Raw genomic sequence first — 25955 nt, forward strand, 5'->3', positions numbered from 1 at the left:
AGTTCGTACTAGCCGCTCGTCAAGTCAGTTCACGTAGGATGGTCCCGATGGAGCAGAACCAGCAGGCAGCAGCGCGGGTCGTGCGGGGGCGGAACCGGATCCGGACCGACGACGCCGAGACCGAGGACGTGCGCGCGCACATCCAGCGGGTCGCCCTGGAGATGTTCATCGAGGACGGTTACGACAAGACCTCGCTGCGGGAGATCGCGGAGAAGCTCGGCGTCACCAAGGCCGCGCTCTACTACCACTTCCCGACCAAGGACGACATCGTCAACAGCCTCATCGAGCACCGCATCGCGGCCGTCGACGCGCTGATGGAGTGGGCGGAGGCGCAGCCGCGCACGGAGGCGACGCGGATCGAGTTCCTTCAGCGGTACTTCGTGCTGCACGACGTCGCCAAGCACGAGCACGTGATCCGCTTCTTCGAGCGCAACCAGACGCTCATCAACACGCTGCCCGCGGGCAAGCTCATGAAGGGTCAGATGGAGCGCGTCTTCGGCTTCCTGATGGACCCGGCGGAGTCCACGGTCCAGCAGCTGCGCCGGGCCATGGCCATCTTCACGATCCACGCGGGCCACTTCGTGCTCCGCGGGCACGACGACCTCAGCCCCCAGGACCGCCGCGAGGCGACCCTGGTGGTCGCCGAGGACCTGATGCGCCTGGCGGCCGCCGGCGAGTGACGTCCGGGTCGCGGTGGTCGGCAGCCGCCGACCCGCGCCGCCGGCCCCGGGGTCGCGGTGATTGCGCGGCGGCCGGCCCGCGCCGCGGGGCTCAGGTCGCGGTGGTCGGCAGCTTCAGGCGCAGGCCGAGCAGTGTGACGCCCTCGACCGGCGTCCAGTCCAGCGCCGGCTCGCGGACGAAGCCGAAGGTGTCGTAGAGCGCCAGCGCGGCGCTGTTGCGGTCCCGCGTACAGATCACCATCGACCCGCAGCCGAGGACGGTCGCGCGGTCGATGCAGGCGCGGACCAGCGCCCGCGCCACCCCCCGCCGCTGCGCCGCCGGATCGACGGCCAGCATCCTGAACTCGGCCTCGCCCGGGCGCGACAGCTCCGCATACCGGGTGCCGGGCAGCACGAACGCGACCGCGCCCAGCAGTACATCACCATCGGCGGCGACCAGAATCTCGCAGTGCGCCGCCCGGGTCGTCACGTCGGCCAGCACGTCGGCATAGCCGTGCTCGTCGTCGAGCTGGCCGTCGGCGCGATACGCCGCCACCGTCAGCCGCGCGACGCCGGCGTGGTCCTCCGGGTCCGCCCGCCGGACCAGCGGCGGCTGCCGCGTCACCCGATCACGGCGATGAGATCGCCCTCCTGCACCACGTCGCCCTCGTTGACGGCGATCTGGCTGACCGTGCCCTCCGACTCGGCGACGACGGGGATCTCCATCTTCATCGACTCCAGGATCACGAGGGTGTCGCCCTCGCTGACCTCGGCACCGACCTCAGTGGTGATCTTCCAGACGTTGGCCACCATCTCGGCACGGATCTCGTCGGACATCCCGGTCTCCTTTGACGTCGGATTGCGAACCGCAGCATATCCGCGCGAAACCCGGTCGCGCTCGACTGTACGGCGAACGCATCATGGCCCCGTGGAATCGACCATCACGGTGACCCCGGCGGGACTGCCCGGCGTGCTGCTGCATGTCGCGGTGGTGCGGCCCGTCTTCGTGTGGGGTCAGCCCGGCATCGGCAAGAGCTCGCTGGTGAAGGAGTTCGCGGCGGCCCTCGGGCTGGACTGCGTCACCCTCATCGGCACGCAGCTGGCGCCCGAGGACCTCATCGGGGTGCCCGAGCTGCGCGACGGCCGCAGCCGCTTCGCGCCACCGGAGTCGATCGCCCGCGACGAGCCCTACTGCCTCTTCCTCGACGAGCTCAACTCCGCCTCGCCCGAGGTGCAGAAGGCGTTCTACTCCCTCATCCTCGACCGGCGGATCGGCTCGTACGAGCTGCCCGCCGGATCGATCGTGATCGGCGCCGGCAACCGGTCCTCCGACAACGCGCTCGCCCGGCCGATGGCGTCCGCTCTGCTCAACCGGCTCATCCACGTACACCTGCGGGCGAGCGCCGACGACTGGCTGCTGTGGGCGGCCGGCGCCGGCCTGCACGAGTGGGTGACCGACTACCTCACCCAGCGGCCCGACCACCTCTGGTCCAAGCCGCCGAAGACCGAGGAGCCGTTCTCGACCCCGCGCTCCTGGCACATGCTCTCCGACGCGCTGCTCTCCTTCGGCCAGGACATCGACGAGGACCTTCTCCGGGTGCTCACCGCCGGCACGCTGACGCCCTCGCACGCGTCGGCGTTCTGTGCGTACGTCAAGACCGTCCGCCACCGCTACGGCCTGGACGCCATCGTCCGCGGCGACGCGTCCTGGCCCCGCGACCCGACCGACCGCGACCTGCTGTACTTCTTCGCCGAGGCCTTCCGGGCCCGGCTCGTGAAGGACCTGCCGGCCAGCCGCGAGCACGCCTCGCCGTCCGTGCGCCGCTTCTCGGTGCGGGCCAAGGGCCTGCTGGTCGAGCTGGCCGAGATCTCGCTGGAGTGCGCGCAGCTCGTCATCGCCGCCGACGAGTCCGGGATGCCCGCGCTGCCCGCGTGGTTCCTGGTCGAGGTGACCCGCGACCTGCCGCGCCTCGTCGCCGCCCGGGCATGAGCGCCGCCGGCGGCGCCGCCGCTCGTGGTGCCGCCGCTCGTGGCGCCGGGAAGGTCGACCGGCGGCTGGAGGCGGCCCAGCACGCCTGGTCCGCCGTGTCCGGCAACCCCATGTTCCGCGCCCTCGCCAGCGACCCGACCGGCAACGACCCGCGGGCGCTGCGGATGCAGTGGGCGGAGGACACGCAGCTGATCCGCGACCGCGGCCACGCCCGGGTCTACGCCGACGGCACGGTGATCGCCAACAAGCACTCGCCGCTGGAGCCCGACGAGTGGGTCTGGGTGTTCGCGCACTGCGCGCTGCACCTCGGCTTCGGCCACCTCTGCCTCGGGCCGGCGGATGCCGCTTCACCGCCCGACACCGAGCTTGCCGTCGCGCGCTGCGTTGTCGTGGCCCGGTTCCAGGCGGAGCTGCGGCTCGGCCGCCCTCCGGTGCTGCTGCCGCCGCTGCCGACCGCTTTCGAGGAGCAGCTCGCCGAGCGCTGGCGGATCTCCGGCATTCCTTCCGGCCTGTCCGGCTGTTCCGCGGGCGGCGCCGGCCCCGACCTCGTGCCGCCCGCATCGCTCCCGACTTCTTCCGCCGCGTCTCTTCCGGCTGCCACTTCCGCTGCGTCTCTTCCGGCTGTCACGCTCTCGTGGCCGGACCGCTTCGCCCTGGGCCTCGGCCAGGCCGCGGCCGAGGCCGTCGACGAGGCCGGGGCACTGCGGCCGGTCGCGAGTCGCAAGACCGACGAGGCGTGGGAGGTCGCCCGGCGCTGGTTCGTGTCGTCGTACCCGCTGCTGGCCGGCCTGGCCGCGGGCTTCACCATCGTCAGCGACGTCGCCGTGGCCCGCGACCTGTCGATCACCGTCGCCGCCGTCGACCCGTCCGCCGCCGAGATCTACGTCAACCCCCTCGCGCCGCTCACCACCGAGGAGCGCCGCTTCGTCATCGCGCACGAGATGCTGCACGCCGCCCTGCGCCACGGCGACCGGATCGCGCACCGCGACCCGTACCTGTGGAACGTCGCCACCGACTACGTCATCAACGGCTGGCTCGTCGAGATGGCCGTCGGCGACCTGCCCGAAGGCGTCCTGTACGACCCGCGCTTCAAGGACGCCGGCGCCGAGGAGGTGTACGACCTCATCGCCACCGACCTGCGCCGCCTGCGCCGCCTCGGCACGCTGCGGGGCCGCGGCCTGGGCGACATCCTCAGCGACGCCCGCCGTACCCACCGCGGCACCGAGCTCGACGAGTACTACCGCCGCGCCCTCGCGACCGGCCTGGCCTTCCACGAGTCCAACGGCCGCGGCCTCCTGCCGTCCGGCCTGGTCGAGGAGATCCGCGCCCTGGACCACCCGCCGCTGCCGTGGGACGCGCAGCTCGCCAACTGGTTCGCCGAGCATGTCCGCTCCCCCACCCCGCGCCGCTCCTACGCCCGCGCCTCCCGCCGCCAGAGCTCCACGCCGCACATCCCCCGGCCCGGCTGGCTCTGGCCCGAGGAGGAGTCCTTCCACGCCACGTTCGGCGTCGTGCTCGACACCTCCGGCTCGATGGACCGCACCCTGCTCGGCAAGGCCCTCGGCGCGATCGCCTCCTACGCCACCGCCCGCGACGTGCCGGCCGCCCGCGTCGTGTTCTGCGACGCGGCCGCGTACGACGCCGGCTACCTCCCCGTCGCCGACATCGCCGGCCGGGTCAAGGTGAAGGGCCGCGGCGGCACCATCCTGCAGCCCGCCATCAAGCTCCTGGAACGCGCCCCGGACTTCCCCGCCGACGCCCCGATCCTGATCATCACCGACGGCTACTGCGACCCCATCCGCGTACGCCGCGAACACGCCTTCCTCATCCCAGAAACCACCCGCCTCCTCTTCACCCCCCGAGGCCCCGTCTTCCGCCTCCGCTGACCCCCAGACTCGACGACCACCCGCACCCGCCGTGATCCAAGGACACCCCTGGCCGCCCGCACAGCCACCACACGCCTTCGATCACGCCAACCACGACCCCGACCGCCCCGCGGAGAAGACCGCGACGGCGGAGGCCAAGTCCCGCACGCGGACAGCAACCAGGACAACCAGCCTGCATGCCGAGCCCCGCGGCCAAGCACCCAGCCACCATGATCGAAGGACAACCCTGGCCGCCCGGACAGCCACCACGCGACATCGATCACGACGACCACGACCACGATCGCCCCGCGGGCTACCGAGACCGCACGCGCGAATTCAGCGATCAGAGTGGGACAGCACTGGTTGTGAACCATGACGGCGAGCGCGACGCCGGCGATGGGTGCGATGTGGACTGGTTGTGAACGCCAACGACGGGGTCGAAGCACCGAATTACGCTCTCGAACGGCGCTGGATCATGCGCGGACGGCGGCCGGGGAACATCACCGAACCACGGCACGGACCGCAACCACGCCACCTGGCGCCCGGCCTCCAGCCGGACGGAAGGAACCCACCCTCCGCGCTGGCCTGACCTGCGGCCGGACGGATCAGCGGACCCGCGTGCGAACAGCAACCAGGACAGCCCAACCCGGATGCCGAACCCCTCGGCCGAGCACCATAGCCACCATGGTCGAAGGACGACCCTGGCCGCCCGGACAGCCACTACGCGACTTCGATCACGAGGGCCACGACCGCGATTGACCCGCGGGTTACCAAGGGCGCGGGCGGGAGCCGTGCGGTTCCGGGGGCCGGGGCTGCCAGAACCGCACGGGGTTTGTGGAGGACGAGGGTCAGTCGGTGCGGAGCTCGCGGGCTTCGGCGTTGACGACCAGTTCGGAAAGCTTGGAGCGGAGGCGGTCCTTGAGGTCGGCGGGGGCGAGCTCGGAGCCGCAGCAGCGGGCCACGAGCGCCTTCACCTCCTGCTCGATGCCGAACTCGCGCAGGCAGGGCGAGCACTCGTCGAGGTGGTCGCGGATGAGCGAACGGCGGTCGTCGGTGCACTCGAGGTCGAGGTAGAGATACACCTCGGCGAGGACGGCGCCGCAGTCTGTCTCGTGCGGGTCTCCACAGCTCATCGGACTCAGACCTCGCTCGGCTCAGCGGACGGGGTGCGGGTGAAACCCCGGTCGGCAGCATAAGTCTCGAGCGAACGGCGGAGGTTGCGCCGGCCGCGGTGCAGACGGGACATCACGGTGCCGATGGGCGTGTTCATGATGTCGGCGATCTCCTTGTAGGAGAAGCCCTCGACGTCGGCGAGGTAGACGGCGAGCCGGAACTCCTCCGGCAGCGACTGCAGCGCCTCCTTGACGTCGGAGTCGGGCAGCCGGTCGAGGGCCTCGGTCTCGGCGGAGCGCAGCCCGCTGGACGTGTGCGACTCGGCTTCGGCGAGCTGCCAGTCGGTGATCTCCTCCGTGGGCGCCTGGACGGGCTGGCGCTGACGGCGACGGTAGGAGTTGATGTAGGTGTTGGTCAGGATGCGGTAGAGCCAGGCCTTGAGGTTGGTGCCCGTCTCGAACTGGTGGAACGCCGCATACGCCTTGAGGAACGTCTCCTGGACGAGGTCCTCCGCGTCGGCCGGGTTGCGCGTCATGCGCAGGGCCGCCGCATACAGCTGATCGATGAAGGGCAACGCGTCGTGCTCGAACCGAATGCGCTGCTGCACCGCGCTCTCGCTGCTGACCACTCGTGCGACTCCAACCCTCGACCGTCCTGCCGAGGATACGCCGAGTTGCTGAGTGACTTCAGAGTTTGTGGCGCCCGTCAACCTCTCGCGGGCGATCGGTTGCCAGGACGGATCGGGCTCCGCGTCCGTCGCCGCCGGCCACGACGGGCTGAACAGCAGCTCGCGGATGCGTTGATCCTCGCGCTCAAGTGTTGCCACGAGTTGACTTCCCTCCACAGGCAACGCCTCGGCAGCGTCGCACGCTCCGTGTAACAACCGCGCCACCCCCGCAATTCCTACCCGCCTGCCCCGGCGGCCGGCCTTTTGGATTGGGACCGGCCGGCCACCGGGAACAGGAAGGGCCTGGGAGTTTGCGGAACGACATCGGTCCGCGGTGTGGAGAGCGTGTCCGGTTTGCACCGGTCACACACTGTTCAACGAGCCGGGTCGGCGGTGGTGACGAACGCCACGGCGATGGCGGCGAGCCGGTCGGGTGCCTTCGACAGCGCGTGGGTCTCGCCGGGCAGCACCTCGACGTGGACCGCCGGGCCCGGCGAAGGCACGCCGAAGGCGTCCCGGTCGCCGTTGAGCACGAGGGTCGGCACGCCCGTGCGCAGCTCGTCCGCGCGGGTGACGTCCGGCTTGCCGGGCGGGTGCAGCGGGAAGGCGAGCGCCAGGATGCGGTCGGCGCCGGCCTCGGCCGCGGTGCGGCAGGCGACCCTGGCGCCGCTGGACCGGCCGCCGACGACGAGGGTGTCGATCGCCACCCTGCGGCGCAGCTCAGCAACGACAGCGAGCCAGGCGGCGTCGAGCTGCCTGGCGGGTGCCGGTGGGCGGCGGGCGCCGGCGACCCGGTAGGGCTGCGTCACCATGGCGACGGCCGCCCCGGCGTCGAGCACGGCGGCACGGACCGCCACGAGGTCGACGGCGTCGACGTCACCGCCGGCGCCGTGGCCCAGGACGAGCAGCGTCCCCGTGTACCCCGCCGGGACGTCGAGCGAGAAGCGCGCGACCCCGTGCGGGGTCTCGACCTCCTGCCCGACGAGCGACCGCTTGGCCCGCGACCTGCTCCGCCGACCAACCGGCACACCGGAAGAGCCCGCCGGCGCAGCAGAGGAGCTCACCCGCGCACCAGAACGGCCCGCCCGTGCAGCAGAAGTGCCCGCCGGTGTACGAACAGAAGGGCCGGCCGGGGAGCCTGGAAGGGCGCCGGCCGGCCCGTCGGTCAGCCGCTGGCGGCGCCGACCGGATCGCGCCGGTCGGTCGCGGTCCGGCCCACGCGCTGGATCGGCACCAACGGCAGGCATGCCATCGGGCCCATCCGGTGCTCGGCTGCCTGTGGCTGGCCCGTCAACGCGGGTTGTGGAGCGTCGCTGCGCCATGCGACGAGCATCGCACGCCGCTCACGCGGTGTGGTCGCTCCCCACACACCGTGGCAGTCGCCGACCTCCAGCGCCCAGGCCAGGCATGCGCCTTGGACGTCGCAGGTGCGGCACAACGCGACGGCAGCGTCGGCGGGCTCGCTCGGGGCCGGAAAGAACGTCTCCGGATCAACTGTCTGGCATGCGCCGCGGGTCCGCCAGGCATCATCGCCCTGTTGCTCGCGCACCGCGCGCAACAGACGCGGATCACGCTTGGCGGCAGCGACCTCATGCGGGCGTGGCATCCTCGCCCGGGTCATACACCCACCTCCCCCGTGGGTCAAACGAACACAAGGCAGGAAAACGTCGGGATGCCCCCATCCGACATTGACCTACCGGCGCTGTGTTCTATCGCACAAACACCTGCAAATACAAGAGTTTTCACGCGGATAGGCAAAACCTGCCGGGGAGGAAATGGACGTACAGCCTAAAAGAGGGTCAGATCGATCGGCTCGACGTCACTCGATCGCAGGGCCGGCGCCGGCACGCGGTCGAGCAAATCACGGCCGTCGTTACGTACGTCACCCACGCGCGCGCCGACCGGGCGGAGCTCCAGCCGCGCGACGTGCTCGGACGGCGTCGGGGCCAGCAGCCGCTCATCGACGGGTGCCGCCAGCCACTCGTCCCACCGCGACGGCGGCAGCATCAGCGGCATGCGGTCGTGAATGAGCGCCAGATCGTCCACGGCGGGCGCGGTGATGATGCTGCAGGTGAGCACCCGGTCGTCACCTTTCCCCCACACCGTCCAGATGCCGGCGAACACGCACGGCTCATCGTCACCGAGCGTCATGAAATACGCCTGCTTGTCCTTGCCGTCCCCGCGTTTCCATTCGAACCAGCCGTCGGCGGGCACGAGGCAGCGCCGCTTCGCGAACGACTGCGCGAACGCCTTCGACTCCGCGACCGTCTCGGACCGGGCGTTGATCATCCGAGCGCCCACCTTGAGGTCGGCGGCCCACGGGGGCACCAGACCCCAGCGGGCGCTGCTCAGGACGCGGCCGTCGGCGGACTGGGAGACGCGCACCACCGGGACCTGGTCCGTCGGGGCGACGTTGTAGTCCGGCTCGAGCCCGTCCGTCTCGTCGGTGGCCTCGAACAGCGCGCTCAGGTCAACGTTGCTGCGGGATGTCGCATACCGACCACACATGCCCATTACGGTACCCGTGACGAATGAGGCATTGTCAGCAGTCGCTACCCAGCGGCACGGGCCGCACACTGTACGCGTGCCTCACCTGACCGCCCCCGTGTCCCTGCCGTGGATCGCGCCGACCGCCTCGGCGCCGGTCACCGCCACGGTCCGGCTCCCCGGTTCGAAGTCGATGACGGCCCGGGCGCTGGTCCTCGGCGCGCTGTCCCTGGGCGCCACCACCCTGCGTGGTCCCCTGCGGGCCCGCGACACCGAGCTGATGGCGGCGGGCCTGCGCGCCATGGGCTGCCACGTGTCCACCTCCGACGAGAACCTGTGGGTGCTGCGCCCCCGCCCGTTGTGCGGCCCCGCCCGGATCGACGTCGGCACCGCAGGCACGGTCCTGCGTTTCCTCCCACCGGTCGCCGGGCTCGCCGACGGTGCCGTCACCTTCGACGGCGACGAGCGCAGCCGCACGCGGCCGGTGGCGCCCCTGATCGGCGCGCTGCGCACGCTCGGCGCGCGGGTCGACTACGGCGCCGGGCTGCCGCTGACGGTGCACGGCATCGGCCGGGTCACCGGCGGCGCGGCGACGATCGACGCGTCGGCCTCCAGCCAGATGCTGTCGGGGCTGCTGCTGGCCGCGCCCGAGTTCGACCGCGGTCTCACCGTGCGCCACGCCGGCCCGCCGCTGCCCCGCGCGCCCCACCTGCGCATGACGGTGCAGATGCTGCGCGCCGCCGGGGCCGGCATCGACGACAGCCGGCCGGACATGTGGGTGGTCGAGCCCGGCCGGCTCAACGGCCGCGCCTGGGACATCGAGCCGGACCTGCTGGGCGCCGCGCCGTTCCTCGCCGCGGCGCTGGTCACCGGCGGCACCGTGACCGTCGCCGGCTGGCCGCGCTCCGGCATCCAGGCCGGCCACCGGCTGCTGGACCTGCTGCACCAGATGGGCGGCTCACCGGCGGTCACCCGGCAGGGGCTGGTCGTGCGCGGCACCGGCACGGTCCGCGGCCTCACCGCCGACCTGGCCGACGTCGCGGAGCTGGCCCCGGTGCTCGCCGCGCTCGCCGCCGTCGCGGACTCCCCGTCGCACCTGCACGGCCTGGCGCACCTGGGCGCCCACGAGACCGACCGGCTCGCCGCGCTCGTCGAGGGCCTGACGGGGCTCGGCGCGGACATCGCCCAGGACCACGACGGCCTGCGGATCCGGCCCCGCCCGCTGCGCGGCGGCACGTTCCCCACGCGGGACGACCACCGCCTCGCGCAGGCCGCCGCCGTCGTCGGGCTCGCCGTCGGCGGGGTGCGGCTGGACGACGTGACATGCACCGCGAAGACACTGCCGGACTTCCCCCGGCTATGGTCAACGATGGTGCACGGTCCGGGCTCGGTTGGAGGACAAGACTGACGCGCAAGCGCGAGTACGACGAGGATGACGTCCGGGTCCGCCCGAGCCGGTCCTCGCGACCCCGCACGCGCACCCGGCCGAAGCACAGCGACGCGGTCGAGGGGTTCGTCGTGGCGGTCGACCGCGGGCGGTACACCTGCCACATCGCCGGGACCGACGCGGTCGTGACCGCCATGCGCGCCCGCGAGCTGGGCCGCCGTGGCGTGGTCGTCGGCGACAACGTCCAGATCGTGGGGGACGTGACCGGGCGGCCCGACACCCTCGCGAGGATCGTGCGCATCGACGACCGCAGGTCGGTGCTGATGCGCACCGCCGACGACGAGGAGGGCTCGACCGAGGGGCGCTTCGAGCGCGTCGTGGTCGCCAACGCCGAGCAGCTCGTGATCGTCAACTCGCTGCACGACCCGCCGCCGCGGACGGGCTTCATCGACCGGTGCCTGGTCGCCGCGTACGACGCCGAGATCGAGCCGCTGCTGTGCCTCACCAAGGGTGACCTGGCGGGCCCGGAGGCGGTGCTGGACTACTACTCCGAGCTGGACCTGCCGTATGTGCTGTGCCGGCCGGGCGAGCCCATCGACGACCTCGTCGCGGCGCTGAGCGGCAAGGTGTCGGTGATGATCGGCCACTCGGGCGTCGGCAAGTCGACGCTGGTCAACCGGCTCGTGCCGGGCACCGACCGGGCGGTCGGCGTGGTCAGCGCCGTCGGCAAGGGCCGGCACACGTCCACCAGCGCCGTGGCGCTGCGCCTGCCGGAAAGCAAGAGGAGCGGCGGCTGGATCATCGACACGCCGGGCGTACGGTCGTTCGGCCTGGCGCACGTGTCGGCGGACAGCCTGCTGCACGGGTTCCCCGACCTGGTCGAGGCGTCGACCCGGTGCGCGCCCAACTGCGACCACACCGGCGCCGGCGGCGAGTGCGGCCTGGACATGCTGGTCGCCGAGGGCGGCGCCGACCCGAGGCGGCTCGCCTCGTTCCGCCGCCTCCTCGCATCCAAGGAAGGCACCGCGGAACCCACCGAGCCGACGGACGAGGCCTACGAGGCCTAGCCAAGGACGAGGCCCAGGCAAGGACGAGGCCTAGACGGCCACCGGCCCGCCCGTACGCCAGTAGACGCCGTCGGCGCGGGAGAGCAACTGGTTGTCGACGAGGTAGCGCCGCAGCGCCGCGTGGTCGTCGAACCAGGCCCGCAGCACCGCGTTGACCTCCCGCTCCGGATAGCGCACGCCCGGCTCGAACGACGACGCGATGTGCTCCAGCACCACCAGGCGCTTGCCGTGAGCGGCGGGCATCTGGGTCAGCCGGCCGTCGACGACGAACGTGCGCAGGATCTGGTCGCGCTGGCGGTCGGGGTCCATGGGCTCCGCCGCGGCCGGGGTCGCGGCGTGGGCGCGGACGGACTCCTTGAAGACCTCGACGTCGGCGCGCAGGGCACCATCGCCGCCGGTCAGCAGCCCGCCCTGCTGCAGCCGTCCGACGGCGGCCGCGACGGCGCGGGCCGGCAGGCCGGTCGCCGCCCCGATCGCGGCGAGCCCCGGCGCTCCGAGCACCACGGCGGCATAGACCCGGAGCCGGTCCTCTTCGGCAAGGAGGCCACACAGGGCGGCCGGCGAGGTGGTCACAAACGGCGACAGTACTGCCAGAAGGTGGCGATCGTCGGCTAAGTTTCCGCGCATGGCGCGCTACGCGGACGACCTGGCCCTCGCTCACCTGCTTGCCGATACCGCGGACGCGATCGCCGTTCCCCGGTTCCGGGCCCAGGATCTGCACGTGTCGACGAAGCCCGATCTGACGCCCGTGACGGAGGCCGACACGGCGGTCGAGAAGGCGCTGCGGGCGACGCTGCAGCGGGCCCGGCCGCGCGACGGGGTCCTCGGCGAGGAGTACGGGGCGACCGAGGCCGCCGCCGGTCCGGGGACGCGCCAGTGGGTGATCGACCCGATCGACGGCACGAAGAACTATGTCCGCGGGGTACCGATCTGGGCGACCCTGATCGCGTTGATGGAGGGCGCCCAGCCGGTGGTCGGGCTGGTGTCCGCGCCGGCGCTCGGGCGGCGCTGGTGGGGCGCGCTCGGTCACGGAGCGTATGCCGGACGCCACACGGCCGCGGCGACGCCGATCCGGGTGAGCGGTGTCGACCGGCTCGCCGACGCGAGCTTCTGCTACTCGTCGCTGGGCGGCTGGGAGGAGGCCGGGCGGCTCAACGCCATCCTCGACCTGACCCGCCGGACGTGGCGCCAGCGGGCGTACGGCGACTTCTACGGCTACATGCTGCTGGCCGAGGGCGCCGTGGACATCATGGTCGAGCCGGAGCTGTCGCTGTGGGACCTCGCGGCGCTGGTGCCGATCGTGACCGAGGCCGGCGGCACGTTCACCGACCTGCAGGGCGAGCCGGGCCCGGGCGGCGGGAGCGCGATCGCTACAAACGGTCACCTTCACGAGGACGTTCTCACCCGTTTGGGAAACCCCAGATTGTCTGGTTTGTCGGGCTAAACCGAATGGTCCGCATGCCACTCCCCCGAACCGGGTCTATCCTCTCCGGGTGGCATCTTGGAGTTGGCTCTTCCTCGGCGCGATGATCGCTGCCTACGGAGTGGCCAACCTGCTGCAATCCGTAGCCGCCGCACGCACTGACCTGCATCACGGGTTCCACCCGATGCTGCTGCTGCGCCTGGGCCGGCACAAGTCCTACCTCGTCGGCGTCGCGTGCCAGTTCGGTGGTTTCGCGCTCGCGTTCTTCGCCCGCCGGGACCTGCCGCTGTTCCTGGTGCAGTCGGCGATGGCCGCCGGGCTCGGGGTGACCGCACTGCTCGGCGTCCTCATCCTCAAGTGGCGGCTGCCGAGGACCGAGCTCGCCCTGCTGGTGCTGCTCGCGTTCGGTCTCGCCGCCCTGGTACTGGCCGCGAAGCCCGCCCCGTCGCGGCAGCTCGGCACGGCGGGCGTGGCCGGGCTCGTCGCCGCGCTCGGGGTGATCGCGGTCATCGGCTTCTTCGCCGGCCGGCTGCACGGCGCGCCCGGCTCGGTGGCGCTCGGCGCCCTGTCCGGGGTGGCGTTCGGCGCCGCGGCCGTCGCGTCCCGCCCGCTCGCCTCCGCCGACAACCTGGGCCAGTTCTTCACCGACCCGCTGTCCTACCTGCTGATCGCCCACTCGCTCGTCGGCCAGCTGCTGCTCGGCCTGGCGATGCAGCGCGGCTCGACCACCGCCGCGGTCGCCGCCATGGACGCCGCCGGCGCGGTGCCCGCCGCCCTGGTCGGCCTGTTCTTCCTCGGCGACGGCGTGTGGCCGGGCAAGGAGTGGCTGGTGGCGGCCGGCTTCGTGCTCACCCTCGGCAGCGTGATCGGGCTCAGCTTCTACGCCGAGCCGCAGCACCACCACCCGATCACCCGCGAGGCGAAGACCCTCGTGCTCAGTGGTTCGCGTGAACCTGCCAGGCGACCTGCTGGTCGCTCAGTTGTGCCGCAAACACCGCCGGCTCGTCGATGACCCCGGTGAAGTAGCCGTTCGCCGGACGGTTCGGCCAGCCGGCGAGGCTGATCCCGCCGACCCGCCAGTAGCCGGTCGAGCTCTCCGCGGCGGTCTGCGCGGCGTTCGCGGCGACCAGGTTCCCGTCGGCGTAGAGCCGCAGCCCGGCGGCCCCGACGCTGGCCGCCACGTGGTGCCAGGCGCCGTCGGCGTAGGTCGTGCCCGCGGGCGAGCGCAGCGTCACGTATGAGCCGGGGTAGACGCCGAACGTCAGCCGGCCGCCGCTGTCGACGTAGAGCAGCCGGTCCCGGGTCCCGCTGTAGCCGGTCGCGGCGGTGCCGAAGCCGATCACCGCGCCGCCCGTCCAGGTGCGGATCCATGCCTCGACCGTGAACGGGCCCGGGTTGCTGACGGTCGTGTTCGAGGACAGGTTCGTGACGCCGCGGTAGCCGGTCGCGGTGCTCGCCGACTGCCCCTGCTGGGCGCCCTGCAGCGCGCCGGGCAGCCCGGCGGTGATCACCGTGAAGCTCTGGTCGGTGCGCACGGCCGGCAGGCTACCGGCGGCATAGCTGGTGGCCGCATTGCCGGTGAACGACATCGCCGAGTGGACCCCGTCCCGGCCGGTCGCCCAGCCGGCGGCGGCGCCGAGGCCGGCCCGGTTCGCGGCGCCGGAGAGGTCCTCGACCCGGGTGCCCGCGCCCTCGTCCGCCGGCCACCAGGTCGAGGCACCCTGGACCGGCGCCTGGTAGGTGCCGGGGTGCGCCGAGCCGGACGCGTCGGCGGCCACGATCGTCGTGTCCTCGCCGCGCCAGTACGCCCACGGCGTGTCACCCGTCACCGCCGCCGGGTAGGTCGGGAAGGTCGCCGCGGCGGTGGTGGAGTTGCCGGTGTTGGCCGTGCTCGCGGTGAACGCGGCGCCGGCGCCGGCCGGGACGACCAGCGCCAGCAGCGCGAGCAGCAGCACCAGCCGGGTGGGACAGCCAGGTCGTGCTGACCGGCTCGATGCGGCCCGGGATCGCGCCCGGCGACCTGGTGGTGTCGGCGCCGGTGGCCCCCGAGCGGGTCCGGCCGGGGCAGGTCGTCGTGGTCGAGGACCCGGCCCGGCCCGGCCCGCTGCTGGTGCACCGGGTCGTGCGGCGCAACGCCGACGGCACCCTCACCACGAAGGGCGACGCCAACTCGACGGAGGACCCGGCGGCGGTGCCGGCGACCGGCGTACGCGGCCTCGCCCGGCTCCGGGTGCCGAAGGCGGGCCTGCCGGCACTGTGGCTGCGCGAGGGGCGGACGCTGCCGGTGCTCGGCGCGTTCGCGGCGCTGATCGCCCTCGGCTGGCTGGCCCGGACGACCGGCAGGCGCCCCAAGCACACGGCGGGGCGGGCCGGAGGGCACCGGACGTCAGGCGTTCGGGCGACCCGGGTGGCAACTCAGAGGACCCGACCCGCACCCCGGTAATTGTTCAGACCTTCACCGCGCGACCGATCTGGTCAATCGCGGGGAATTTCCTGACGACGGCGAGCGGAATGGAGGCGGACTTGCTGACACGCACGCTCAGCACCTGGTTCGCGGCCTGGATGGCGCTGCTCACCGTGGCGTTCTACCTGTGGCCCGGCCAGCACATGCTCTGGTGGGGCGCGATCGGCCTGTCCAGCACCATCGGCGTCGTCGTCGGCGTGGCCGTGCACCGCCCCCGGCGCCGCTGGCCGTGGTACCTGCTCGCCGCCGCGCTCTTCACGTTCGGCTCCGGCGACTTCGTCTACAACCTGCTCACCGACGTGTTCGGGATGACCAACCCGTTCCCTTCGGTCAACGACGTGCTGTACCTGGCGATGTACCCCCTCGTCGCGGGCGGCCTGCTCGGCTTCATCCGGTCCAGGACCGGCCGCAACGACCGCGACAGCCTGCTCGACGCGGCCACGCTCACCATCGGCATCGCCCTGCTGGCGTGGATCTTCCTGATCGACCCGTACGTGCGCAGCACCGAGCTGACGCTGGTGCAGAAGCTGGTCTCCATCGCGTACCCCCTCGGCGACGTGCTCACCCTCGCGGTGTTCGCCCGCCTGATCACCGGCGGCGGGCGGCGCAGCCCGTCGATCGTCATCCTCGGCACCGGCACCGCCGGACTGCTCGTCGCCGACGTCGTGTACGGCCTGATCCAGCTCAACGGCGACTGGCACGTCGGCGGCCCCACGGACCTCGGCTGGGTGCTCTGCTACTCGGCGTGGGCCGCGGCCGCGCTGCACCCGTCGATGGTGGAGCTCACCGAGCCGGCCCGGTCCCGGCCGGGCGAGGTCGGCGTGCGCCGGATCGCGCTGCTCGGCGCCGCGTCGCTGATCGCGCCCGGGGTGCTGCTGGTCGAGGCGAGCCTCGGCACGGTCCGCGACGCGGCCGTCATCGCCGTCATGTCCGGCCTCATGTTCGTGCTGGTGCTCACCCGCCTCGCCGGTGTCATGGGCAACCACCGCCAGTCGATGGCCCGCGAGCGGGAGCTCCGCGAGGCGACGACCACGCTGGTGTCGGCCGCCGACACCGCGGAGACCCTCGCCGCCGTGCGGCACACCGTGGACCGGCTGCTGCCGGAAGGGGTGGCCCACGCGGTCGCGCTGGTGCGCGCCGAGCGGGTCGACGAGCCGGGGCTGGTCCGCGTGTCGGGCCTGGACCCGGACGTCCGGGAGCTGCTGCGCGGCTACAGCTCGGCGCTGCGCCACCCGATGGGCATCGAAGGCATGCTGTACGTGGGCGCGCCGACGGAGGCGCTGCAGTCGCTGCAGAGCACGTTCGAGGTGCTCGCCTCGCAGGCGGCGATGGCCCTGGAGCGCATGACGCTGACCGCCGAGGTCAACCGGCGCAGCAGCGAGGCGTACTTCCGGACCCTGATCCACAACACGTCCGACGTGATCCTCATCGTCGACGAGCACGACCTGATCCAGTACTGCAGCCCGTCCGCCGGCACCGTGTTCGGCGACGAGCGGCTCGCCGGCTACGAGCTGTGGGAGTTCGTCGCGGCCGACGAGCGGGCCCGCCTCGCCGAGCTGCTCGCCCAGGTCCGTGGCGGGATGCACGCGCACAACCAGATGGACCTGCGCGCGGAGCGCGTCGACGGCGCCGGCCTCATGGTCGAGGTCGACTGCCGCGACCTGCGCGACGACCAGACCGTCGGCGGCCTGGTGCTCACGGTGCGGGACGTGACCGAGCGCCGGCAGCTGGAGGAGCAGCTGATCCGCCAGGCGTTCCACGACTCGCTCACGGGCCTGGCCAACCGGGTGCTCTTCCAGGACCGGGTGGAGCAGTCCGTGGCCCGGTCCAAGCGCGACGAGAGCCTGGTCGGCGTCCTGTTCATCGACCTGGACGACTTCAAGATCGTCAACGACACCCTGGGGCACGCCGTCGGCGACGCGCTGCTGATCGCGGTCGGCGAGCGGATCACCGGGGCGCTGCGCGACACCGACACGGTCGCCCGGCTCGGCGGCGACGAGTTCGCCGCGCTGATCGAGACCGACTCGATGGCCGACCTGGAGCTCGCGGCCGAGCGGATCGTGCTCGCGCTCGCCGAGCCGTTCGAGATCGCCGGCCAGGACGTCAACGGCATCTCCAGCGTCGGGCTGTCCACCACCGTCGACGCGAGCTCCGCCGAGGAGCTCATGCGCCAGGCCGACCTCGCCCTGTACGTGGCGAAGGGCGCCGGCAAGGGCCAGTGGCGGCGCTACCAGTCGGACCTGCACACTGCGGTGCTCGAGCGGCTGGAGCTGCGCGCCGCGCTCGACCAGGCGGTCAAGGAGCAGCAGTTCGTGCTCCAGTACCAGCCGATCGTGGACCTGGAGACCGGCTCGCCGCTGGGCTTCGAGGCACTCGTCCGGTGGAACCACCCGACCAGGGGCATGATCGCGCCCGGCCACTTCATCGAGGTGGCCGAGGAGAGCGGCCTGATCGTGCCGATGGGGCGGATGGTGCTCCAGCAGGCGCTCAACACCGTCGGCCGGTGGCAGCGCTCCTCGGCGCCGGGCGCATTGCGGTACATCAGCGTCAACGTCTCCGTCCGGCAGTTCCGCACCCCCGGCTTCGTCGAGGAGGTCCGGCAGCTGCTGCGGGCCTCGGGCGTGGAGCCCGGCACGCTGCTGCTGGAGATCACCGAGAGCCTGCTGCTCCGCAACGACGAACAGGTCAAGGCCGACTTCGACGCGCTGCGGGCGATGGGCGTCCGGCTCGCGATCGACGACTTCGGCACCGGCTATTCGTCGCTGTCGTACCTGCAACACATGCCGATCGACGTGCTCAAGATCGACAAGTCGTTCATCGACGACATGCTGGAGTCCAAACAGCAGCGGGCGGTCGTCACCGCCATCGTCACCCTCGCCCAGACGCTCGACCTCGCGGTCGTGGCCGAGGGCGTCGAGGAGTCCGCGCAGGCGCTCGCCCTGCGCGACATGGGGTGCCCGTACGGCCAGGGCTACCTCTTCGCGAAGCCGCTCTCCGAGCGGGACGCCTTCGCCATGATCCCCAAGGCGGCACCTTTCGCCGCGATGGCCTGAAACACCGTTTCACCAGCGCGGCGACCCCGCCGCAGTGCAACAGGTCACCCAACCGGACAGCAACCGCGCCGGACCGGATGACGCACCAATTGCCCGTTGCAATGGATTGCGACACCCCTTCAACCGAAAGGCAGGACGAATGACCGTCAGCCCGATGCACAGCACCAAGGCCAGCTACATCCGCCGTGACGGGCGGTGGGCCGACCTCGAGCGCCTGCGCACGAGCAGCCCGATGTACGACGCCACGATCGAGGAGATCAGCGGCCGCCGCATCCGGGTCGGCCAGCACTGGCTGTCGGACTTCGCCTCCTGCAACTACCTCGGCTTCGACCTGGAGCCGGAGATCATGGACGCGGTCGACCCGTACATCCGCACCTGGGGCACCCACCCCAGCTGGTCGCGGCTGCTGGGCAACCCGAAGCCGTACATCGAGATCGAGGAGCGCCTCACCGAGCTGCTCGGCGCCCCCGACACGCTGCTGCTGCCGACGATCACCCACATCCACATGTCGGTGATCCCGATCCTCGCCGGCCAGGGCATGATCTTCCTGGACTCGCAGTCGCACAAGACGATCTACGACGGCTGCATGTACGCCAAGGGCCTCGGCGCGACCGTCACCCGCTTCCGCGCCAACGACCCGGAGCACCTCGAGGAGCTGCTGAAGGCGGCGCCGGCCGGCGTCACCCGCCTGGTCGCGATGGACGGCGTCAACTCGATGACCGGCCTCGCCCCCGACCTGGCCCGCTTCGCGCAGGTCTGCCGCGAGAACGACGCGCTGCTCTACGTCGACGAGGCACACGGCTTCGGCGTCATCGGCGAGCGCACCCCGGACGAGACCTCACCCTACGGCTCCCGCGGCAACGCGATCGTCAAGTACGCCGGCGAGACCTACGACAACATCGTGCTGGTCGGCGGCTTCTCCAAGTCGTACTCGTCGCTGATGGCGTTCCTGGCGCTGCCGACGTGGCTGAAGAACCACCTCAAGGTCGCCGCCCCGCCGTACCTGTACTCGGGCCCGTCGCCGACGGCGTCGCTCGCCACCGTCATGGCCGGCCTCGACGTCAACGACAAGCGCGGCGACGAGATCCGCGCCGACCTCTACCGCAAGACGATGCACGTGCTCGACCACGTCCGGGCCCTCGGCCTCTACACGCCGAACACCGGCACCACGCCCATCATCGAGCTGCCCCTGGCGGAAGGCCAGGACATCCAGGAGATCGGGCAGTTCCTCTGGGACCGGGGCATCTACGTCACCCTGGCCGCCTACCCGCTGGTCCCCCGCGACCAGGTCGGCTTCCGCGTGCAGGTGACGGCGGCGAACACGTACGAGGAGCTGGACCAGCTCAACGTGGTGCTCTCCGAGCTCGCCGACCGCCAGCAGCTGCGCGACGCGGCCTGATGGCGAAGCACCGCGCCCCGCGACAGCTCCCGGGTCTGCTCGTCCCCCTCCGGCAGCGGGAGTTCCGCCTGCTGTGGACGGGGATGAGCACCTCGCTGATCGGCGACGGCATCCTGCTCGTCGCCCTGGCCTGGCAGGTGTACGCGCTGTCCGGCGCGCCCGCGGCGATGTCCGTCGTCGGGTTCGCCCTCTCGCTGCCCCAGGTCGCCACGCTGCTGTTCGGCGGGGTGATCAGCGACCGGTTCGACCGGCGGAAGATCATGCTGTGCACCGACCTGGTGCGGGGCGCGGTGCTCACCGTCCTGACCGTGCTCAGCCTGACCGGCGTGGTCCAGGTGTGGCACATCGTGGGGCTCGTGGCGGTCTACGGGGCCGCCTCGGGCTTCTTCGGCCCGGCCTTCGACTCGATCGTGCCGCAGCTGGTGCCGGAGGACGACCTGGTCCAGGCGAACGCCCTCGACCAGTTCGTCCGGCCGGCGGCGCTGCAGATGGCCGGCCCCTCGATCGGCGGCATCCTGATCGCGATCGGGGGTAGCGGGTTGGCGTTCGCGTTGGACGCGGTCACGTTCGCGATCTCCGCGACCTGCCTGTGGCTGATGCGGCCGGTGCGCAACGAACAGGGTGACGAAGCCGCGGGCTCGGTCTGGGAGGAGTTCAAGGAGGGTATGAACTACGTCCGCGGCAACGTGTGGCTATGGGGCACCTTCCTCGCCGCGACCTTCGCCTACCTGCTCTTCATCGGCCCGACCGAGGTCCTGCTGCCGTTCGTGGTGAAGAACGAGCTGCACGGCACCGCCGGCGACCTCGGCCTGGTGCTCGCCAGCGGCGGCATCGGGGCGATCGCGGCGGCCCTGATCGTCGGCCAGCGTGGTGTACCGCGCAGCTACATGCCCTTCATCTACATCACCTGGACGCTCGCCACCCTCGCCGTCGCGGGCTACGGCATGGCGACCGCCTCCTGGCACCTCGCCATCGCGTGCGCCCTGGTCAACGGCCTGGAAGCGGCCGGCACCATCGCCTGGGCGACGGCGAAGCAGAAGCTCGTGCCGGAGGAGCTGCTCGGCCGGGTGTCCAGCGTCGACTGGTTCATCTCGATCGCCCTCGTGCCGCTGTCCTACGCGATGGCCGCCCCCGTGGCCTCGGCGATCGGCGTGCAGAACACCCTTGTGGGCGCGGGCGTCCTCGGCGCGATCGTCACCTTCGCGTTCCTCTTCCTGCCGGGCATGCGCTCGCCCAGACAACTGGTGGTGAGCCCGTCATGAGCGACCCGATCGAGATGGTGGACCGGCTGGGGATGGCGTTCCTCTCGCAGGATGTCTCCGCGGTACTGGCGTGCTTCGTCCCCGACGACGACATCACGTACGTGGGCAGCGAGGCCGGCGAGTCCGCGACCGGTCGCATCTCGGTCGAGAAGCTCCTCGAGACGCTCTTCGCCCGGCCGGAGTCATACAGCTGGCAGGCCACCGCGGCGACGGTGCACTCGGTGCCCAGCGGCGCGTTCGTCCTCGCCGAGGCCGACGGCAGCGAGCACCACCCGAACGGGTCGGTCACCCCGTTCCCCTACCGGGTGACGGGCCTGCTGTCCCGGCGTGCGTCGGGGGTCTGGCTGTGGCGCGCTGTACAGGGTGCCGAACCTACCTGACGCAGACTAACAGTGTTAGTTTAATGGGCATGCGTGCCGTCTACTTCGCCGCCGCGCGGCGGACCCCCATCGGGAAGCTGCGCGGCGGCCTCAGCCATGTCCGCCCCGACGACCTCGCCGCCACCGTGATCCGGACGCTGGTCGAGGGCATCGACCCCGCCCGCGTCGACGAGGTCTACTGGGGCGCCGCCAACCAGGCCGGCGAGGACAACCGCAACGTCGCCCGCATGGCCGTGCTGCTCGCCGGGCTGCCCGAGTCGGTGCCCGGCGCGACCGTCAACCGGCTGTGCGCGTCCGGCATGGAGGCGGTGACCGTCGCCGCCCGCACCATCGCCGCCGGGGAGGCCGACGTGGTCGTCGCCGGCGGGTCCGAGTCGATGAGCAGGGCGCCGTTCGTGCTCCCCCGGCCCGACGACGCGCTGCCGCACGCGATGACCCTCGCCGACACCCGCCTCGGCTGGCGCCTCACCAACCCGCTCATGAAGGACCTGCACGGCGTCCTGAGCATGGGCGAGACGGCCGAGGAGGTCGCCGCCCGCTACGACGTGTCCCGCGACCGGCAGGACGCGTTCGCGCTGCGCAGCCACCAGCTCGCCGCCGCCGCCCGGGACGCCGGCCACTTCGCCGACGAGATCATCCCCGTCGAGGGAGTCGCCGCCGACGAGGGCATCCGGGCCGACACCAGCCTCGCCAAGCTCGGCAACCTGAAGCCGGTCTTCAAGGCGGGCGGCACGGTCACCGCCGGCAACTCCTCCCCGCTCAACGACGGCGCCGCCGGCCTGCTCCTGGTCAGCGAGGAGGCGCTGGGCGAGCTCGGCCTGGAGCCGCTCGGCCGCTACGTCGCCGGCGCCTCCGCCGGCGTGCACCCCGACGTGATGGGCATCGGCCCCGTCCCCGCCACCGCCCGGGTCCTCGCCCGCAGCGGCTGGAAGCTCGGCGACGTGCAGTCCGCCGAGCTCAACGAGGCCTTCGCCGCGCAGGCGCTCGCCGTCACCGACCAGCTGGGGCTCGATCCCGACCTGGTCAACCCGTCCGGCGGCGCGATCGCCCTCGGCCACCCGCTGGGCTGCTCCGGCGCCCGCATCCTGACCACCCTGCTGCACCGCATGCGCCGCACCGGCGCCACCCGCGGCCTCGCCACCATGTGCGTCGGCGTCGGGCAGGGTTCCGCCGTCCTCGTGGAGAACTGACATGTCGCGATTCAACGGAAAAGTTGCTCTGGTGACCGGGGCCGCGCAGGGCATCGGCCTGGCGACGGCCCGCCTGCTCGCCGCCCAGGGCGCCCGCGTCGCGCTGCTCGACCTGGACGCGTCCCGCGTCCCCGACTGCGTCGGCACCGCGTACTCCTGCGACGTCACCGACCAGGGCGCGGTCGACCGCACGTTCGACCGCGTCGTCGAGGACCTCGGCTCGCTCGACATCCTCGTCAACAACGCCGGCATCACCCGCGACAACCTGCTCTTCAAGATGCCGTTCGAGGAGTGGGAGGCGGTCCTCACCACCAACCTGACCAGCATGTTCCTGTGCTGCCACGCCGCGCAGCGGCACATGGTGCCGGCCCGCTCCGGCCGCATCGTCAACCTCAGCAGCCGCTCCGCGCTCGGCAACCGCGGCCAGGCCAACTACGCCGCGGCCAAGGCCGGCGTCCAGGGCCTCACCGCGACCCTGGCGATCGAGCTCGGCCCGTACAACATCACCGTCAACGCCGTCGCGCCCGGCTACATCGCCACGCCGATGACCGCCGCCACCGCGTCCCGCGTCGGCAGCACCCCGGAGGACCACCAGAAGGAGGTCGCCGCCCGCACCCCGCTGCGCCGGGTCGGCCAGCCGGAGGAGGTCGCCGCCGTGATCGCGTTCCTCGCCAGCGACGAGGCCTCCTACGTCTCCGGCCAGACCCTCTACGTCAACGGCGGCGCCCGCTAGCCGGCCCGTAACGTAACAGAACCTTAAAGCGCGCAACGCTACGACCTGCGCACATAGAGGTACTTCTTTTGTGAAAGAAACTTAACTGATACAGTCCCTGCCCATCGATCCCATCGATGTGGAGGGCTCGCTATGAGAGCGCAACGTCGAACATTTGCCCTGATTGCCGGCGCGGCGGTGACGCTAGTGGCGGGCATGGTCATGGCCACCGTCACCCAGGCGGAGGCCGCCAGCAACGCCGCCGCCGCCGTCGCGTGCTCGGCGCCCGCGTGGGCGGAGGGCAACACCTACACGGCCGGCACGCAGGTCACCTACGGCGGGAAGCTGTACCAGGCGCTGGTCACGCACACCGCGTACGTGGGTGCGGGCTGGAACCCGGCGTCGACCCCGTCGCTGTGGAAGGACCTCGGCGCGTGCACCGGCGGCACGCCCAGCACCAGCCCGAGCGCGAGCAGGAGCCCGAGCACCAGCCCGAGCGCCAGCCGGAGCCCCAGCACCAGCCCGAGCGCGAGCAAGAGCCCGAGCAGCAGCCCGTCCACGTCGACGTCGCCGGGCGGCAGCACCTGCGCGGTGAAGTCGCGGCCCGCCGGGAAGGTCCTGCAGGGCTACTGGGAGAACTGGGACGGCGCCTCGAACGGCGTGCACCCGGGCATGGGCTGGGTCCCGATCACCGACGCGCGGATCAAGCAGCACGGGTACAACGTCATCAACGCCGCGTTCCCCGTGATCCGGTCCGACGGCACCGTGCTGTGGGAGGACGGCATGGACGCCGGCGTCAAGGTGTCCACGCCCGCCGAGATGTGCGCGGCGAAGGCCGCCGGCGCGACGATCCTCATGTCGATCGGTGGTGCGGCGGCCGGCATCGACCTGAGCTCCAGCACCGTCGCCGACCGGTTCGTCGCGACGATCGTGCCGATCCTCAAGACCTACAACTTCGACGGCATCGACATCGACATCGAGACCGGGCTCACCGGCAGCGGCAACATCAACACGCTGTCGACGTCGCAGGCGAACCTGATCCGGATCATCGACGGCGTGCTCGCGCAGATGCCGTCGAACTTCGGCCTGACGATGGCGCCGGAGACGGCGTACGTGACCGGCGGCAGCGTCACCTACGGCTCGATCTGGGGCTCGTACCTGCCGATCATCAAGAAGTACGTCGACAACGGCCGGCTGTGGTGGCTGAACATGCAGTACTACAACGGCAGCATGTACGGCTGCGCCGGTGACTCCTACTCGGCCGGCACCGTGCAGGGCTTCCAGGTGCAGACGAACTGCCTCAACAGCGGCCTCACCATCCAGGGCGTCACGATCCGGGTGCCCTACGACAAGCAGGTCCCCGGCCTGCCCGCCCAGACCGGTGCGGGTGGCGGCTACATGAGCCCGTCGCTGGTGTCGCAGGCGTACAACACCCAGCTCAAGGGCCTGATGACCTGGTCGATCAACTGGGACGGCTCGAAGGGCTGGTCCTTCGGCGACAACGTGAAGTCGCTGCAGGGCCGCTAACCGGCGGCAGCCGCCGCCACGACGCCCGCCGCGATGAGCGACAGATCGGCAGCGGTCGTCACGTACGGCGGCATCGTGTAGATCAGATCGCGGAACGGCCGCAGCCACACCCCGTGCGCTGCGGCCGCCCGCGTCGCCGCCACCATGTCCACCTCGTGGTCGAGCTGAACGACGCCGATCCCGCCGAGGACCCGTACATCGGCGACACCCGGCACCTCGCGGGCCTCCTCCAGACCGGAGGAGAGCACCGTCTCGATCCGCTTCACGTCGCCCTGCCAGTCGCCGCCGAGGAGCAGGTCCACCGACGCCCCGGCGACCGCGCAGGCCAGCGGGTTGGCCATGAACGTGGGGCCGTGCGCCAGGACCGGCACGCTCCCCTGCGAGATGCCGTCGGCGACCTCGGCGGTGCACAGGGTCGCGGCGAGCGACAGGTACCCACCGGTGAGCGCCTTGCCCAGGCACATCACGTCGGGCGAGACCCCGGCGTGGTCGGCGGCGAACAGCGCGCCGGTGCGGCCGAACCCGGTCGCGATCTCGTCGAAGATCAGCAGGACGTCCGCGTCGCGGGTCGCGTCCCGCAGCACCCGCAGGTACTCCGGCGCGTGGAAGCGCATCCCGCCGGCGCCCTGCACGACCGGCTCGACGATCACCGCCGCGAGCTCGTGCGCGTGCTCGTGGATGAGCGCGGTCAGCGCCGCCGCGTAGGCCGGGTCGAACGCCGCCGGCGGCTCCGGCGCGAACACCTGCGCCGGCAGCACCCCCGTCCACAGGCTGTGCATCCCGCCGTCGGGGTCGCAGACCGACATCGGGTGGAAGGTGTCGCCGTGGTAGCCGCCGCGCCAGGTCAGCAGCCGGCGCTTCGCGGGGCGGCCCAGCGAACGCTGGTACTGCAGGCACATCTTCACCGCGACCTCGACCGACACCGACCCCGAGTCGCTGAAGAACACGTGCCGCAGCGGCTCCGGCGTCAGCTCGACGAGGCGCGCCGCGAGCGAGACCGCCGGCTCGTGCGTGAACCCGCCGAACATCACGTGGCTCATCCGGCCGAGCTGCCCCAGCGCGGCCGCGTCGAGGACCGGGTGCCGGTACCCGTGGATCGCCGACCACCACGACGCCATCCCGTCGACCAGCTCGTCGTGGCCCTCGAACGGCTCCGCCAGACGGATCCGCACCCCCTCCGCCGAGGCCGCGACGAGCGGGGCGCTCCGCCCGGGCATCGGCCCGTACGGGTGCCAGACGTGCGCCCGGTCCAACGCCAGCAGCTCCTCGACACGCATGCAGCGACCCTATCGACGCCGGCCGGAGGACTG

24 protein-coding genes and 1 pseudogene are annotated in these 25955 nt (G+C 71.9%); 15 read left to right on the top strand and 10 right to left on the bottom strand.

From position 1 onward, the window contains the following. The first annotated feature begins 47 nt into the window (after positions 1–47). Positions 48–680, top strand: a complete 633-nt coding sequence (locus ABD332_RS20925; RefSeq protein ID WP_344503686.1) for a TetR/AcrR family transcriptional regulator — start codon at positions 48–50, stop codon at positions 678–680. 91 nt (positions 681–771) lie between these two features. Here the strand turns inward: ABD332_RS20925 and ABD332_RS20930 are convergent, their stop codons facing one another. Further along, positions 772–1284 carry a GNAT family N-acetyltransferase gene (locus ABD332_RS20930; RefSeq protein ID WP_344503687.1) on the bottom strand — a complete coding sequence of 171 codons (513 nt, stop codon included), beginning with the start codon at positions 1282–1284 and terminating at the stop codon, positions 772–774. Further along, on the bottom strand, positions 1281–1496 hold the full coding sequence (locus tag ABD332_RS20935) for a biotin/lipoyl-binding carrier protein (RefSeq protein ID WP_344503688.1): 216 nt from the start codon (positions 1494–1496) through the stop codon (positions 1281–1283). The genes ABD332_RS20930 and ABD332_RS20935 overlap by 4 nt, the downstream gene beginning before the upstream one ends. Positions 1497–1605: 109 nt before the next feature. Here ABD332_RS20935 and ABD332_RS20940 point away from each other — a divergent pair, with 109 nt between their 5' ends. Together ABD332_RS20940 and ABD332_RS20945 are read left to right on the top strand one after the other, a co-directional pair. After that, positions 1606–2649, top strand: a complete 1044-nt coding sequence (locus ABD332_RS20940) for an AAA family ATPase (protein ID WP_344504011.1) — start codon at positions 1606–1608, stop codon at positions 2647–2649. After that, on the top strand, positions 2646–4535 hold the full coding sequence (locus ABD332_RS20945) for a vWA domain-containing protein (RefSeq protein ID WP_425552259.1): 1890 nt from the start codon (positions 2646–2648) through the stop codon (positions 4533–4535). The genes ABD332_RS20940 and ABD332_RS20945 overlap by 4 nt, the downstream gene beginning before the upstream one ends. A gap of 827 nt (positions 4536–5362) precedes the next feature. Here ABD332_RS20945 and rsrA read toward each other — a convergent pair. The 5 genes and pseudogenes from rsrA to ABD332_RS20970 all read right to left on the bottom strand — a co-directional run bounded on the left by rsrA (position 5363) and on the right by ABD332_RS20970 (position 8802). After that, positions 5363–5647, bottom strand: a complete 285-nt coding sequence (gene rsrA, locus ABD332_RS20950; protein WP_344503689.1) for a mycothiol system anti-sigma-R factor — start codon at positions 5645–5647, stop codon at positions 5363–5365. A 5-nt stretch (positions 5648–5652) separates the two neighbouring features. Further along, positions 5653–6477 carry a sigma-70 family RNA polymerase sigma factor gene (locus ABD332_RS20955; protein ID WP_344504013.1) on the bottom strand — a complete coding sequence of 275 codons (825 nt, stop codon included), beginning with the start codon at positions 6475–6477 and terminating at the stop codon, positions 5653–5655. A gap of 191 nt (positions 6478–6668) precedes the next feature. Continuing rightward, positions 6669–7322, bottom strand: coding sequence for an alpha/beta hydrolase family protein (locus ABD332_RS20960; RefSeq protein WP_344503690.1), 654 nt, complete (start codon positions 7320–7322; stop codon positions 6669–6671). A 206-nt stretch (positions 7323–7528) separates the two neighbouring features. Continuing rightward, positions 7529–7915, bottom strand: a pseudogene (locus ABD332_RS20965) (WhiB family transcriptional regulator); the annotation flags it as partial. A gap of 167 nt (positions 7916–8082) precedes the next feature. Then, positions 8083–8802, bottom strand: a complete 720-nt coding sequence (locus ABD332_RS20970) for an SOS response-associated peptidase (protein ID WP_344504014.1) — start codon at positions 8800–8802, stop codon at positions 8083–8085. Between the two features lie 76 nt (positions 8803–8878). Here ABD332_RS20970 and aroA point away from each other — a divergent pair, with 76 nt between their 5' ends. Next, positions 8879–10189, top strand: coding sequence for a 3-phosphoshikimate 1-carboxyvinyltransferase (gene aroA / locus ABD332_RS20975; protein ID WP_344503691.1), 1311 nt, complete (start codon positions 8879–8881; stop codon positions 10187–10189). After that, entirely contained in the window at positions 10141–11235 is a 1095-nt protein-coding gene (gene rsgA / locus ABD332_RS20980; RefSeq protein WP_344503692.1) for a ribosome small subunit-dependent GTPase A, read from the top strand. The genes aroA and rsgA overlap by 49 nt, the downstream gene beginning before the upstream one ends. Positions 11236–11265: 30 nt before the next feature. Here the strand turns inward: rsgA and ABD332_RS20985 are convergent, their stop codons facing one another. After that, the gene (locus ABD332_RS20985) at positions 11266–11808 is read right to left on the bottom strand and encodes a DUF2087 domain-containing protein (RefSeq protein ID WP_344503693.1); all 543 of its coding nucleotides are present in this window, start codon (positions 11806–11808) and stop codon (positions 11266–11268) included. Between the two features lie 52 nt (positions 11809–11860). On the opposite strand from ABD332_RS20985, the gene hisN reads away from it, so the two are divergent. Beyond that, the gene (gene hisN / locus ABD332_RS20990) at positions 11861–12679 is read left to right on the top strand and encodes a histidinol-phosphatase (protein WP_344503695.1); all 819 of its coding nucleotides are present in this window, start codon (positions 11861–11863) and stop codon (positions 12677–12679) included. A gap of 82 nt (positions 12680–12761) precedes the next feature. Next, positions 12762–13670, top strand: coding sequence for a hypothetical protein (locus ABD332_RS20995; RefSeq protein ID WP_344504015.1), 909 nt, complete (start codon positions 12762–12764; stop codon positions 13668–13670). Here ABD332_RS20995 and ABD332_RS21000 read toward each other — a convergent pair. Further along, positions 13594–14613 carry a LamG domain-containing protein gene (locus ABD332_RS21000; RefSeq protein ID WP_344503696.1) on the bottom strand — a complete coding sequence of 340 codons (1020 nt, stop codon included), beginning with the start codon at positions 14611–14613 and terminating at the stop codon, positions 13594–13596. The genes ABD332_RS20995 and ABD332_RS21000 overlap by 77 nt on opposite strands. Before the next feature lie 23 nt (positions 14614–14636). Between ABD332_RS21000 and ABD332_RS21005 the strand changes: the two genes are divergently transcribed. The 8 genes from ABD332_RS21005 (at position 14637) to ABD332_RS21040 (ending at position 24645) form a co-directional block, all read left to right on the top strand. Next, positions 14637–15101: a signal peptidase I gene (locus tag ABD332_RS21005; RefSeq protein WP_344503697.1), complete on the top strand. Its 465-nt coding sequence runs from the start codon at positions 14637–14639 to the stop codon at positions 15099–15101. A gap of 80 nt (positions 15102–15181) precedes the next feature. Further along, positions 15182–18175, top strand: coding sequence for a putative bifunctional diguanylate cyclase/phosphodiesterase (locus ABD332_RS21010; protein ID WP_344503698.1), 2994 nt, complete (start codon positions 15182–15184; stop codon positions 18173–18175). A gap of 139 nt (positions 18176–18314) precedes the next feature. Next, a complete protein-coding gene (locus ABD332_RS21015; protein ID WP_344503699.1) occupies positions 18315–19574 on the top strand; it encodes an aminotransferase class I/II-fold pyridoxal phosphate-dependent enzyme in 1260 nt (419 codons plus the stop codon). Next, positions 19574–20836 (top strand): MFS transporter, encoded by a 1263-nt coding sequence (locus tag ABD332_RS21020; RefSeq protein WP_344503700.1) that lies wholly within the window; start codon positions 19574–19576, stop codon positions 20834–20836. Before ABD332_RS21015 ends, ABD332_RS21020 begins: the two co-directional genes overlap by 1 nt. Next, positions 20833–21216 carry a YybH family protein gene (locus tag ABD332_RS21025; protein ID WP_344503701.1) on the top strand — a complete coding sequence of 128 codons (384 nt, stop codon included), beginning with the start codon at positions 20833–20835 and terminating at the stop codon, positions 21214–21216. Before ABD332_RS21020 ends, ABD332_RS21025 begins: the two co-directional genes overlap by 4 nt. Positions 21217–21245: 29 nt before the next feature. Then, positions 21246–22406, top strand: coding sequence for a thiolase family protein (locus ABD332_RS21030; RefSeq protein WP_344503702.1), 1161 nt, complete (start codon positions 21246–21248; stop codon positions 22404–22406). Between the two features lies 1 nt (position 22407). Beyond that, entirely contained in the window at positions 22408–23139 is a 732-nt protein-coding gene (fabG, locus tag ABD332_RS21035; protein WP_344503703.1) for a 3-oxoacyl-ACP reductase FabG, read from the top strand. Between the two features lie 132 nt (positions 23140–23271). Continuing rightward, complete coding sequence (locus ABD332_RS21040; protein ID WP_344503704.1) at positions 23272–24645, top strand: carbohydrate-binding protein; 1374 nt, start codon at positions 23272–23274, stop codon at positions 24643–24645. Here the strand turns inward: ABD332_RS21040 and ABD332_RS21045 are convergent. Continuing rightward, positions 24642–25922 carry an adenosylmethionine--8-amino-7-oxononanoate transaminase gene (locus tag ABD332_RS21045; RefSeq protein ID WP_344503705.1) on the bottom strand — a complete coding sequence of 427 codons (1281 nt, stop codon included), beginning with the start codon at positions 25920–25922 and terminating at the stop codon, positions 24642–24644. The two genes, ABD332_RS21040 and ABD332_RS21045, sit on opposite strands and share 4 nt — an antisense overlap. Between the last annotated feature and the right edge of the window lie 33 nt (positions 25923–25955).

Origin of the sequence: Dactylosporangium maewongense (genome assembly GCF_039531485.1) — a bacterium.
Classification (GTDB): Bacteria; Actinomycetota; Actinomycetes; order Mycobacteriales; family Micromonosporaceae; genus Dactylosporangium; species Dactylosporangium maewongense.